10 protein-coding genes are annotated in these 12,197 nt (G+C 71.0%); 6 read left to right on the top strand and 4 right to left on the bottom strand.

Annotation, left to right across the window (positions count from 1 at the left end):
- Positions 1-2: 2 nt before the first annotated feature.
- Entirely contained in the window at positions 3-983 is a 981-nt protein-coding gene (locus tag ACFY3I_RS23255) for an NAD(P)H-quinone oxidoreductase (RefSeq protein WP_390862379.1), read from the top strand.
- A gap of 83 nt (positions 984-1,066) precedes the next feature.
- Here the strand turns inward: ACFY3I_RS23255 and ACFY3I_RS23250 are convergent, their stop codons facing one another.
- Entirely contained in the window at positions 1,067-1,585 is a 519-nt protein-coding gene (locus ACFY3I_RS23250; protein WP_365285958.1) for a hypothetical protein, read from the bottom strand.
- A gap of 184 nt (positions 1,586-1,769) precedes the next feature.
- Between ACFY3I_RS23250 and ACFY3I_RS23245 the strand changes: the two genes are divergently transcribed.
- Positions 1,770-2,312, top strand: a complete 543-nt coding sequence (locus ACFY3I_RS23245; RefSeq protein ID WP_365285960.1) for a bacterial proteasome activator family protein — start codon at positions 1,770-1,772, stop codon at positions 2,310-2,312.
- A 108-nt stretch (positions 2,313-2,420) separates the two neighbouring features.
- Here the strand turns inward: ACFY3I_RS23245 and ACFY3I_RS23240 are convergent, their stop codons facing one another.
- Entirely contained in the window at positions 2,421-4,055 is a 1,635-nt protein-coding gene (locus ACFY3I_RS23240) for a protein kinase (protein ID WP_390862377.1), read from the bottom strand.
- Between the two features lie 330 nt (positions 4,056-4,385).
- Here ACFY3I_RS23240 and ACFY3I_RS23235 point away from each other — a divergent pair, with 330 nt between their 5' ends.
- A complete protein-coding gene (locus tag ACFY3I_RS23235; protein WP_390862375.1) occupies positions 4,386-5,963 on the top strand; it encodes a protein kinase in 1,578 nt (525 codons plus the stop codon).
- A gap of 40 nt (positions 5,964-6,003) precedes the next feature.
- On the opposite strand, the gene ACFY3I_RS23230 is transcribed toward ACFY3I_RS23235, so the two are convergent.
- Positions 6,004-7,047: a phosphotransferase gene (locus ACFY3I_RS23230; RefSeq protein ID WP_390862374.1), complete on the bottom strand. Its 1,044-nt coding sequence runs from the start codon at positions 7,045-7,047 to the stop codon at positions 6,004-6,006.
- 486 nt (positions 7,048-7,533) lie between these two features.
- On the opposite strand from ACFY3I_RS23230, the gene pdhA reads away from it, so the two are divergent.
- Genes pdhA through ACFY3I_RS23215 form a run of 3 tightly spaced genes read left to right on the top strand, consistent with a single transcriptional unit; the run spans position 7,534 to position 11,163 of the window.
- Positions 7,534-8,733 (top strand): pyruvate dehydrogenase (acetyl-transferring) E1 component subunit alpha, encoded by a 1,200-nt coding sequence (gene pdhA, locus ACFY3I_RS23225; protein ID WP_390862372.1) that lies wholly within the window; start codon positions 7,534-7,536, stop codon positions 8,731-8,733.
- A gap of 2 nt (positions 8,734-8,735) precedes the next feature.
- Positions 8,736-9,716, top strand: coding sequence for an alpha-ketoacid dehydrogenase subunit beta (locus tag ACFY3I_RS23220; protein ID WP_365292844.1), 981 nt, complete (start codon positions 8,736-8,738; stop codon positions 9,714-9,716).
- Between the two features lie 10 nt (positions 9,717-9,726).
- The gene (locus tag ACFY3I_RS23215) at positions 9,727-11,163 is read left to right on the top strand and encodes a dihydrolipoamide acetyltransferase family protein (protein ID WP_390862370.1); all 1,437 of its coding nucleotides are present in this window, start codon (positions 9,727-9,729) and stop codon (positions 11,161-11,163) included.
- 60 nt (positions 11,164-11,223) lie between these two features.
- Here ACFY3I_RS23215 and ACFY3I_RS23210 read toward each other — a convergent pair whose 3' ends face one another.
- The gene (locus ACFY3I_RS23210; RefSeq protein ID WP_390862368.1) at positions 11,224-12,159 is read right to left on the bottom strand and encodes a Bro-N domain-containing protein; all 936 of its coding nucleotides are present in this window, start codon (positions 12,157-12,159) and stop codon (positions 11,224-11,226) included.
- Between the last annotated feature and the right edge of the window lie 38 nt (positions 12,160-12,197).

Below are 12,197 nucleotides of genomic sequence, written 5' to 3'. Positions count from 1 at the left end.
GCATGTATGCGATCACGATTCCCGAACCTGGTGGTCCCGAGGCGCTGGTGTGGGACGAGGTCCCCGATCCCGTGCCCGGCGAGGGCGAGGTGCTGGTCGAGGTGGTGGCCAGCGCCGTCAACCGCGCCGACATCCTGCAACGGCAGGGCAACTACAACCCCCCGCCGGGCGCTTCCGCCTATCCCGGTCTGGAGTGCTCCGGCCGGATCGTGGAGATCGGCCCCGGTGTCCCCGGCTGGTCGGTGGGCGACGAGGTGTGCGCCCTGCTCGCGGGCGGCGGTTACGCGCAGAAGGTCGTCGTACCGGCCGGACAGCTGCTGCCGGTGCCCGAGGGTGTGGACCTGAGGCAGGCCGCCGCGCTGCCGGAGGTGGCCTGCACGGTCTGGTCGAACGTCTTCATGATCTCCCACCTCCACCCCGGCGAGACGCTGCTCGTGCACGGCGGCAGCAGCGGCATCGGCACCATGGCCATCCAGCTGGGCAAGTCGGTCGGCGCCAAGGTCGCGGTCACCGCGGGCTCCAAGGAGAAGCTGGACTTCTGCGCGGAGCTGGGCGCGGACATCCTCGTCAACTACCGCGACCAGGACTTCGTCGCCGAGGTGCGGCAGGCCACCGACGGCGCCGGGGCCGACGTCATCCTCGACAACATGGGCGCGAGCTACCTGGACCGGAACGTACGGGCTCTCGCCGTCAACGGACGGCTGGCGATCATCGGCATGCAGGGCGGGGTGAAGGGTGAGCTGAACATCGGAGCCCTGCTGGGCAAGCGGGCCGCGATCAGCGCGACCTCGCTGCGCGCCCGTCCGCTCGCCGAGAAGGCGGCCATCGTCGCCGCCGTGCGGGAGCACGTGTGGCCGTTGATCGCGGGCGGACATGTGCGGCCGGTCGTCGACCGGGAGCTGCCGATGGCCGAGGCGGCCGAGGCACAGCGGCTGGTGGAGGCCAGCGGGCACATCGGCAAGGTCCTCCTCGTCGCGCCTTGAGCCGTCGCGCCTTGAGCCGTCGCGCCCTGAGCCGTCGGGCCCCGAGCCGTCGGGCCCCGGGTGTCGTCCCCGGGGCCCGTCGGCTAGCTCCGCCGCACCCGTAGGGCCACGAAGGCGAGGCCGAACCCGAGGCCGATCAGGATCAGGCCGCTGCCCAGCGGAAGGATGTGCAGCACGGGCTCGGAGCCGTCGTCCTCGCCGGGGGCCGCGGCCTGGTGGGCGGTGTTCGGGCGGGGGGTGCCGGGGATCACTCCGGCGTCCTGGGACGGCGGAGCCGAGCCGGCGGACGGACCTGTCGTGCCGGTCTCGTCCTCGTCATCGTCCTCGTTCTGTCCCTGGACGGCCGCCGCCGGACCCTGGGGCCGTCCCGGTCGCAGTCTGCCCTCACCGGCCGGGCTGCCGGCCCGGGACGGTTCGGGGGACGGGGAGGCCGAGGCGCTCCCGGAGGGCGAGGGTGCCGCCTCGGGGTCATGGGCGACGACGGGGCCGGGGTCGTACGCGACAGCCGTGCCGTACGGCAGCAGGACCGTCGCGAGGACCAGCAGCAGGCGGGGCAGGGCGAGCCGTACGCCGCCGGTGGTGGATCGCGGCCTTGGAGTCACGGGGGTGACCTCCTGGAACACAGTCGTCAGAGCCGACGATCACCAGCCTCACACTCGCCGGCGGGCCCGGCATGTCTGATTCGGCCGATGGGTCTACGTCCGGCGGAGACCGCTCGATGTGGTGGATCGGCCCCAGCGGGGGGCACCACGGTGGTGAGGTGTACCGGTGCGAGAGAATGGCGGCATGGAGATGCCGAGGAACGAACGGTCGCCCGAGAATCCGCAGATTCTGGTCGTGGGCCAGGACGGGATGGCACTCGGGGGCGGCAACGGGGACGAGGACTCCCGCGAGATCCCGGTGACGGAGATGGTGGAACAGCCCGCCAAGGTCATGCGGATCGGCAGCATGATCAAGCAGCTTCTCGAGGAGGTGCGCGCGGCACCTCTCGACGAGGCCAGCCGGGTCCGGCTCAAGGAGATCCACGCCAGCTCCGTCAAGGAACTGGAGGACGGTCTCGCGCCGGAGCTGGTGGAGGAGCTGGAGCGGCTCTCGCTGCCGTTCACCGAGAACTCGACCCCGTCCGATGCGGAACTGCGCATCGCGCAGGCCCAGTTGGTGGGCTGGCTGGAGGGCCTCTTCCACGGCATCCAGACGACCCTATTCGCCCAGCAGATGGCCGCCCGCGCCCAGCTGGAGCAGATGCGCCGGGCGCTGCCGCCCGGCGTCGGCCACGAGGGCGAGGAGGGCGGGCCGGCGGCCGGGCGCTCCGGAGGACCGTACCTCTAGGACACCCGGACGGGCGTCCTGGTCCCAGAGGCCGCCCGAGCAGGATTCCCGAGACGGCCGAGGGCCCGGCGGTGGTACCGCCGGGCCCTTACTGCTGCGGTCCGCGTCTCAGCCGGTGGGCGGGTTGCCCGTGGAGACCTTGAGCTCGATGGTCGGCATGTTCCTGGGGTCGACATCCGTGCCGGCGGGCGGGAACTGGTCCATGACCGTGCCGTCGCCGAAGGTGTTCTCGTCCGTGGAGGTGGGCTTCATCCGCCAGCCGGCGGCCTGGAAGCACTCCTTGACGGACCTGATGTACTTGAACTTGAACTCGGGCACCTGGATCTTGTCGGGGTCGTCGTACGACTCCTGCGGCTCGGTGCACACGGTCTTCGCGACGGTCTTCGAGGTGTCCGGGCCGCGGTAGCCCGAGGCCCGCGAGGCCGATGTGCTCGTGGTGGCGCCGCCCTTGTCGCTGCCGCCGCCCCTGTCGTCGTCACCGCCGCCGCTGTTCAGCACCAGCGCGACGACCAGGCCGACCACGGCGATCAGCGAGACCGCGACCGACCCGATGACCACCGGCCGGTTGCCCCGGCCACCGCCGCCGGACGGCGACGTCCGGGTCGTGAGGTCGTAGGGCGGCGGGGTCGACTGCCCGCCGTATCCGGCGGGCGCCTGGTAGCCGGACTGCTGCGGATAGCCGTACGCCGGAGCGGGCCCCGGAGCCGGGGTGCCGTACGGGTTCGGCGTCGGGTGGTACGGCGTCTGCACCGGCCCCGGAGGCGCCGGAGCCGTCTGGTCGACCGGCGGGAACACCGCGGAGCCGACCCCGGAACCGCTCTGCGTGGGCGGGATGCCCGGGACGATGCTCGGCGCGGCCGGCTGGAGCGAGGCCGCCACCCGAAGGCACTCGTCACGCATCGCCTCGGCGGTCGGGAAGCGCTCGTTCGGGTTCTTCTTCAGGGCGCGGGCGACCAGCGCGTCCACGGCCGGCGGCAGCGCACGGTTGACCGAGGACGGCGCGACCGGCTCCTCCTGGACGTGCGCGTAGGCGATCGCCAGCGGTGAGTCCGCGTCGAACGGCAGCCGACCGGTGACCAGCTGGAACAGCATGATGCCGACCGAGTAGAGGTCGGAGCGGGCGTCCACGCCCCGGCCGAGCGCCTGCTCCGGGGAGAGGTACTGCGGGGTGCCGACGACCATCCCGGTCTGGGTCATGGAGGTGACCCCGGACTGCATGGCACGGGCGATGCCGAAGTCCATGACCTTGACGACCCCGCGCTTGGTCATCATCACGTTGCCGGGCTTGATGTCACGGTGGACCAGCCCCATCTCGTGGCTGATCTCCAGCGCGGCCAGGACGTCGGCGGTGATCTTCAGCGCCTTGTCGGCGGGCAGCGCGCCGAACTGCCGTACGTCCTCGTCGAGCACGGAGCCGAGCGGGCGGCCCTCGACGTACTCCATGACGATGTACGGCATGGTCGAGCCGTCGAGGTTCTCCTCGCCGGTGTCGAAGACGGAGACGATGTTGGTGTGCGTGAGCTTGGCCACTGCCTGGGCCTCGCGGCGGAAGCGTTCGCGGAAGGCCTGCTCCCGGCCGAGTTCGGTGTGCAGGGTCTTGATCGCGACCTGGCGGTCCAGGACCGTGTCGTACGCCAGGTGCACGGAGGCCATGCCGCCCGCGCCGAGCAGGTCGCGCAGTTGGTAACGGCCACCCGCCAGAGCCCGCCCGACATAACGGCCGTCCGCACCGTCCTGGCCCATTTCGCCCGTCCCCCGTCGGGCGCGCAGGCACCCTTGTTGATCGAATGTCCCATTCCTGGTCAAGTTCCGGCCCAAGTCTGCCCGAGGGCACTGACACGTCAAGCGCGGTGCCCGTTCCGTGACCGTACGCGAAAGAAGAGGCGCGGAAGCGTTACACCTGCTGTACGCCCGGTACACAGAATTTGCGTGACCGCGCGGGGTACCGGTTTGATGGCCGGTCCGTCCATGGGACGGAACCCGGACCTGGGGGTTGCGCGGAGGCTGTAGCGTGGCCGACGGAGACCGTGACAACACCGCGCGCACCGCGGGCAGAAACGACGGCGAGGACCGATGGCACAGACGCACAGCGCCCAGGGCCCGTCCGACCCCGAGGCGACTGGCGGCGGCATGTCAGACACGCCGGAGATGTGGGGCAACGGCGGCCTGGTCGGCGACGGCCGTTACCGGCTCACCCACCGGCTCGGCCGGGGCGGTATGGCCGAGGTGTTCGCCGCCGAGGACGTACGGCTCGGCCGGACCGTGGCCGTCAAGCTGCTGCGCGCCGACCTCGCCGAGGACCCGGTCTCCAAGGCCCGCTTCACCCGCGAGGCACAGTCGGTCGCCGGGCTCAACCACCACGCGATCGTGGCGGTCTACGACTCGGGCGAGGACGTCGTCGGCGGCCAGTCCGTGCCGTACATCGTGATGGAGCTGGTCGAGGGCCGCACCATCCGCGACCTGCTGATCAACGCCCAGGCCCCGGGCCCCGAGCAGGCCCTGATCATCACCTCCGGGGTGCTGGAGGCGCTGGCCTACTCGCACCAGCACGGCATCGTGCACCGCGACATCAAGCCCGCCAACGTGATCATCACGAACACCGGCGCGGTCAAGGTGATGGACTTCGGCATCGCCCGCGCCCTGCACGGCGCGTCCACGACGATGACGCAGACCGGCATGGTCATGGGCACGCCCCAGTACCTCTCGCCGGAGCAGGCGCTCGGCAAGGCCGTCGACCACCGCTCCGACCTGTACGCCACCGGCTGTCTGCTCTACGAACTGCTGTCGCTGCGGCCGCCGTTCATCGGCGAGACCCCGCTGTCGGTGGTCTACCAGCACGTCCAGGACATCCCGGTGCCGCCGTCCCAGAGTTCCGAGGGCGCCGCCCCGCCGGAGCTGGACGGCCTGGTCATGCGCTCCCTCGCGAAGGAGCCCGACGACCGCTTCCAGACCGCCGAGGAGATGCGCGGGCTGGTCCAGTACGGCCTGCAGATGCTGTACGACCAGGGCGCCCACACCGGCACCTGGAACACCGGCCCGGTCACCGTGCACGACGGCCGGCACGCGGCGGGCGGTTTCGCCGGCACGACGGCGATGCAGAACCCGATGAACTCCGCCGGGACCTCGCAGATCCCGCAGCCCATCCTGCCGTCCGGTTACGGCGGCGGCGACGAGGGCGGCTTCGAGGGCCACGGCAACAGGGGCAGCGGCCGCGGCAAGCTGTGGATCCTGGCCGTCCTCGCGGTGATCGCGATCGCGGCGGGCGTGGCGCTGGCCCTGAACAAGGGTGGCGGTGGCGGCGCCGACCCGGGCACGTCCACGTCGCCGAGCGTCACGCACTCCACCAAGGACGACACCCCGAGCGCGAGCCCCTCCGACAAGGCCAGCGACAAGGCCACGGACACGGAGACCGACACCAGCGGCTCGGGTGACGGCGGCGGCTCCCACTACACGCCGTCGCAGACCCCGTCGTACACCCAGTCCGAGACGGAGAGCAGCAAGCCGTCCGACGAGCCCTCGGACACGGCGAGCGCCTCGCAGCCCACCGACACCCCGAGCTCCCCCGAGACGGACCCCACGGAGTCGACGGGCACGGACGGCGGCAACACGGACGAGGGCGCCGTGGCCGGCACCGGCCTGGGCAACCCTTGAAGGACGCTGACACCCCTGCGGGGCTGAGCGACGTGCCGGCTCACCGGACGAACGCGTCGCACACCGCGTCGTACTCGCTGGTCCACCACACGGCCAGCGCGGAGGCGGCCGGGAACTGCGGGTCCGCGCGGGTGTCGCCGCGCTCGTAGTGCCAGCGCAGCATCCAGAAGTCGTTGAGCCGTTCCCACCACACGCGGTGCACGGCCGCCGCCAGTTCCGAGGGAGTGGCACCGGCCGCCCGCCGGTACGCGCGCGCGTACGCCCGCACCTTGGGCAGGTCGAGCGCCCCCGCCGGGCGGACGAAGAAGATGGCCGCGGCGCGGACCGCCTCCTCGGCGCGGGGCTGCACACCGAGCCGGTCCCAGTCGACGATCGCCGCGGGCGCGCCGTTGCGGTAGAGCAGGTTGAACGGGTGGAAATCGCCGTGCACCCAGCCCACCGAGGCGCCGCGCGGCGGGCGCCGGACGGCGTGCTGTTCCAGGAGCGCACGGCGTTCGAGCAGGCGGTGACGGGCGAGCTCGTCGAAGGCGTCGGCCGGGCGGTGCCGGCTGACGTGGCCGAGCAGGTCGTCGATGAGCGCGAAGGTGTCGGCGGGATCGGCGCTCTCGACGGGATGCGGGCCGGTGGCCGGGCGGGTGCGCGCCTTGGGCGGCATCACGCGTTCCAGGCAGGCGTGCACGGCGCCCAGGAGCGCACCGAGCCGGGCGCTCTCCCCGCGTGTGAGCTGTCCGCCGTGCCGGTGTCTGCCGTCGATCCAGGGGTGCAGCGCGTAGGCGTGACCGCCGACGACGGCGACCGTACGGCCCTCGCGGTGGGCCAGTGGCGGGGCGACCGGGACACCGAGGGCGGCCAGCCGCTGGGTGGCCAGATGGCGGCGCTCGATGGCGGCCGGGTCGGCGGTGTCGGGGTCGAAGTGGTGCTTGAGGAAGTAGCGGCCGAGGGTGGTGCGGACGCGGTAGCCGCGGTTGAGCAGACCCTGTTCGACGGGTTCGCAGTCGAGCGCGGAACCGGCGGCGTACAGCCGGAGCAAGGCGCCCAGAGGGGGCGCATGGGGCGCGACGGGTGGTACGGATAAGAGCGGCACGCGGCAGATGTTAGGGCAACGTCCGGGCCTGTGAGCTGGGGATTGTCACAGGAAGTCGCTGTTGGTCGCTTTCGGTCACGACGCGGACGGCGGGCGACCCGGGTGCGCCGACCGGGTGCAAGGGAACGAACGTTTCGCCGCGCAGGCCGTACACGCGGACTCTTCCCGTGGCCCGGTGCGGCGGGATAACGTGCGGTAGCTCCGGCCTCCTGCAGGGCTCTGACCAGCAACCTTCCGGCCGCTGTCGATTTACTAGGAAACCCAAGCAAAAAGTACTTGGATTTCCAAGCAAAATCGCAGGTCAGGAGGGGTTTCACAGAAATGTGGAGCACTGGGTAACGTGCACCCTGCAGGGCGCTCGCCGGGGCACCTGTCACGCCTGTTCCCGGCCGAGTGGCACCCACCCCGTGTCACAGGGGTCGGAAACAGGTGAGCCGCACTGGTTCACCCGGCAACCCCGGGGGCCGGACCGACGGAGGAGCACACGTGACCGTGGACAGCAGTGCCGCGAGCCAACCGCGACGCAGCGCCGCAGGCAAAGCCGGAACCACCGGCAGCAAGACCGGCACCAAGCGCACCACTCGCACCACCACGAAGAAGAGCACCGAACCCGAGCTCGTGCAGTTGCTGACCCCCGAGGGCAAGCGGGTCAAGAACGCCGAGTACGACGCCTACGTCGCCGGGATCACCCCGGAGGAGCTGCGCGGCCTGTACCGCGACATGGTGCTCTCCCGCCGCTTCGACGCCGAGGCCACCGCCCTGCAGCGCCAGGGCGAGCTGGGCCTGTGGGCGTCCCTGCTCGGCCAGGAGGCCGCCCAGATCGGCTCCGGTCGCGCCACCCGCGAGGACGACTACGTCTTCCCGACCTACCGCGAGCACGGCGTCGCCTGGTGCCGCGGGGTCGACCCGACGAACCTGCTGGGCATGTTCCGCGGTGTCAACCACGGCGGCTGGGACCCCAACAGCAACAACTTCCACCTCTACACGATCGTCATCGGCTCGCAGACCCTGCACGCGACCGGCTACGCCATGGGCGTCGCCAAGGACGGCGCGGACTCGGCGGTCATCGCCTACTTCGGCGACGGCGCCTCGAGCCAGGGCGACGTAGCCGAATCGTTCACCTTCGCCGCGGTCTACAACGCCCCGGTGGTGTTCTTCTGCCAGAACAACCAGTGGGCGATCTCCGAGCCGACCGAGCGGCAGACCCGCGTACCGCTCTACCAGCGCGCCCAGGGCTTCGGCTTCCCCGGCGTCCGCGTCGACGGCAACGACGTCCTGGCCTGCCTCGCGGTCACCAAGTGGGCGCTGGAGCGCGCCCGCAGCGGCGAGGGCCCGACGCTGGTCGAGGCGTTCACCTACCGGATGGGCGCCCACACCACCTCCGACGACCCGACCAAGTACCGGGCCGACGAGGAGCGCGAGGCGTGGGAGGCCAAGGACCCGATCCTGCGGCTGCGCCGGTACCTGGAGGCCTCGAACCACGCGGACGAGGGATTCTTCGCGGAACTCGAAGCCGAGTCCGAGGCGTTGGGCAAGCGGGTGCGCGAATCGGTCCGGGCCATGCCCGACCCGGACGACTTCGCCATGTTCGAGCACGTGTACGCGGACGGGCACGCGCTCGTCGACGAGGAACGAGCCCAGTTCGCCGCCTACCAGGCGTCGTTCGCTGACGTAGAGGGGGCCTGACCATGGCAGCGGAGAAGATGGCTCTGGCCAAGGCGATCAACGAGTCGCTGCGCCGCGCCCTGGAGACCGACCCCAAGGTCCTCGTCATGGGCGAGGACGTCGGCAAGCTCGGCGGTGTCTTCCGCGTCACCGACGGCCTGCAGAAGGACTTCGGCGAGAGCCGCGTCATCGACACCCCCCTCGCGGAGTCCGGCATCGTCGGCACCGCGATCGGCCTCGCCCTGCGCGGCTACCGCCCGGTGGTGGAGATCCAGTTCGACGGTTTCGTCTTCCCGGCGTACGACCAGATCGTCACCCAGCTGGCGAAGATGCACGCGCGGTCGCTCGGCACGGTCAAGATGCCGGTCGTCGTGCGCATCCCCTACGGCGGCGGCATCGGCGCGGTGGAGCACCACTCGGAGTCCCCCGAGTCGCTCTTCGCGCACGTGGCGGGCCTGAAGATCGTCTCCCCGTCCAACTCCTCGGACGCCTACTGGATGATGCAGCAGGCCATCCAGAGCGACGACCCGGTGATCTTCTTCGAGCCCAAGCGCCGCTACTGGGACAAGGGCGAGGTGAACACGGAGGCCATCCCCGGCCCGCTGCACAAGGCGCGGGTGGTCCGCGAGGGCACCGACATCACCCTGGCCGCCTACGGCCCGATGGTGAAGCTCTGCCAGGAGGCCGCCGACGCGGCCGCCGAGGAGGGCAAGTCCCTGGAGATCCTCGACCTGCGGTCGGTCTCCCCGCTGGACTTCGACTCCATCCAGGCCTCGGTCGAGAAGACCCGCCGCCTGGTCGTGGTCCACGAGGCACCGGTGTTCTTCGGCTCGGGCGCGGAGATCGCCGCCCGCATCACGGAGCGCTGCTTCTACCACCTGGAGGCCCCGGTGCTCCGGGTCGGCGGCTACCACGCCCCCTACCCGCCGGCCCGCCTGGAGGAGGAGTACCTTCCGGGCCTTGACCGGGTGCTCGACGCCGTCGACCGTGCCCTGGCGTACTGAGGAGAGGGTCGTGACGACGATGACGGAAGCGTCCGTACGCGAGTTCAGGATGCCGGACGTGGGCGAGGGGCTCACCGAGGCCGAGATCCTCAAGTGGTACGTCCAGCCGGGCGACACGGTCACCGACGGCCAGGTGGTGTGCGAGGTCGAGACGGCCAAGGCGGCCGTCGAGCTGCCCATCCCGTACGACGGCGTGGTGCGCGAGCTGCGCTTCGCCGAGGGCACCACGGTGGACGTGGGCACGGCGATCATCACGGTCGACGTGTCGGGCGGCGCGGCCGCTCCGGTGGACGAGCCCGCCCCGGCCCCCGAGGCGGCGCCGGCACCGGAGCCCGAGGAGAAGCCGCAGGGCCGTCAGCCGGTCCTCGTCGGCTACGGCGTCGCGGCCTCCTCCACCAAGCGGCGCCCGCGCAAGGGCCCCGAGGTGCCGGTCGCCGAGGCGGCCGCGCGGGCGGCCGTCCAGCAGGAGCTGAACGGCCACGGGCGTGCCGGGGCCCCCGAAGCCGCCCCCGAGGCCCCGGCCGCGGAGCGTCCGCGTCCGCTGGCGAAGCCGCCGGTGCGCAAGCTGGCGAAGGACCTGGGCGTCGACCTGGCCACGGTGACCCCGTCCGGCCCGGAGGGCGTCATCACGCGCGAGGACGTCCACGCGGCGGTGGCGGCCGTACAGCCGGCCGTCCCGGAACAGGCGCCGGCCGCGCCGACGGCGCCCGCCGTGCAGGCGGCCCCCGTGGCGTCGTACGACGGTGCGCGTGAGACCCGGGTCCCGATCAAGGGTGTCCGCAGGGCGACGGCCGCGGCGATGGTGGGCTCGGCGTTCACCGCGCCGCACGTCACGGAGTTCGTGACGGTGGACGTGACCCGGACGATGAAGCTGGTGGAGGAGCTCAAGCAGGACAAGGACCTGCAGGGCCTCCGCGTGAACCCCCTGCTGCTCATCGCCAAGGCGCTGCTGGTCGCCATCAAGCGCAACCCGGACATCAACGCGTCCTGGGACGAGGCGAACCAGGAGATCGTGCTCAAGCACTACGTCAACCTGGGCATCGCCGCGGCCACCCCGCGGGGCCTGATCGTCCCGAACATCAAGGACGCGCACGCCAGGACGCTGCCGCAACTGGCCGAGTCCCTCGGCGAACTGGTGTCCACGGCCCGGGACGGCAAGACCTCGCCCGGCGCCATGCAGGGCGGCACGGTGACGATCACCAACGTCGGCGTCTTCGGCATCGACACGGGCACGCCCATCCTCAACCCGGGCGAGGCCGCGATCCTGGCGGTCGGGGCCATCAAGCTCCAGCCGTGGGTCCACAAGGGCAAGGTGAAGCCCCGCCAGGTCACCACGCTCGCCCTGTCCTTCGACCACCGTCTGGTCGACGGCGAACTGGGCTCCAAGGTCCTCGCGGACATCGCGGCGATCCTGGAACAGCCGAAGCGGTTGATTACCTGGGGCTGAACCCGGATAGATTGAGTCAGTGGGCGGTCGCAACTAGGTTTTGCGACCGCCCACCCTCTTTCAGACCCGGTTCAGCACGTAGACCGGCGCACCCTCCTCCGTCCCGCCCCGCGAGTGGATGCAGGCGTGCTTGCGCAGCAGCCGCAGACACTCGTTGACGCGGTGCACCGTCAGCCCGGTGCGGGCGGCGATCGATTCGAGCGGCTCGCGCAGCTCACCCTTCTCCACGAGGACCGGGGCGATGACGACGGCCACCGTCCACACGTCCTCGGTCACCGACAGCCGCCCCCGCCAGTCGGCGAGCACGGACTCGGTGGTCGGCAGCGCCACGGGCGGCCCGTACGGCCTACGACGGTCGAGGACGAGTTCGTCGAGCCGGTCGGCGATCCGTTCCATCGCCCGGACCATGGCCTGCTGCACGGCGAGTGTGCTCTTCTGCAACTCGATCAGTTCGCGCTGCCCCTTCACCAGTTGCTCGTCCAGCTGAAGGTTGTGCGCCTCCAGCCGCACGATGGCCTCCGCGATCTGCTCCGGCATGGCGTAGGCGATCGGGGCACCCGGCTCGGTGGGCTGGACCTCGGCTTCTTCGAGAGTGTAGGAACCCTCTCGCTGGACTGTCGCGATGACTTCGACGACCCACTCCTTGAAAGGCCTGCACGCAGGCTTCGTGCAGGCTCCGACGAGCAGGATCAGGCCCTGGAGACTGATCAGATTCATGTCTCGACGCCACTCCCTACCTGCGGGAATGCTGAGACCGTAAGCTCCAGTTACGGTCTCAAGACACTCTCGGTGGGCTTCGGGGACGTGATCGGCGAGAGCCTGCCGAGAGTTGCTGTGCCCGAGTTCCTTGCACACGTCCACCGCCGGGAACCAGTGCGTTCCGTCCGGCATGGTCAGTCGTCGTACCCGGGCTCCGGTCGCCGCGTACACGAAGTCACCGACGTCGATGGCCTCGTGGGAACTGGTGGGCTTGGCCTGCTTTTCGGGTTCGTTCATGTGAACCACCTCCGCTGCGGAACTTAGGGCGGAGAAAA

The sequence above is a fragment of the Streptomyces sp. NPDC001068 genome (assembly GCF_042897315.1).
Lineage (GTDB): Bacteria > Actinomycetota > Actinomycetes > Streptomycetales > Streptomycetaceae > Streptomyces.
This window is presented reverse-complemented; position numbering and strand designations above follow the sequence as displayed.

What these genes read in the sequence shown, in the direction of transcription:
- ACFY3I_RS23255 (WP_390862379.1), top strand. Translation starts at nt 3, where the DNA reads ATGTATGCGATCACGATTCCCGAACCTGGTGGTCCCGAGGCGCTGGTG.
- ACFY3I_RS23245 (WP_365285960.1), top strand. Translation starts at nt 1,770, where the DNA reads ATGGAGATGCCGAGGAACGAACGGTCGCCCGAGAATCCGCAGATTCTG.
- ACFY3I_RS23240 (WP_390862377.1), bottom strand. Translation starts at nt 4,055, where the DNA reads ATGGGCCAGGACGGTGCGGACGGCCGTTATGTCGGGCGGGCTCTGGCG.
- ACFY3I_RS23235 (WP_390862375.1), top strand. Translation starts at nt 4,386, where the DNA reads ATGGCACAGACGCACAGCGCCCAGGGCCCGTCCGACCCCGAGGCGACT.
- ACFY3I_RS23220 (WP_365292844.1), top strand. Translation starts at nt 8,736, where the DNA reads ATGGCAGCGGAGAAGATGGCTCTGGCCAAGGCGATCAACGAGTCGCTG.
- ACFY3I_RS23210 (WP_390862368.1), bottom strand. Translation starts at nt 12,159, where the DNA reads ATGAACGAACCCGAAAAGCAGGCCAAGCCCACCAGTTCCCACGAGGCC.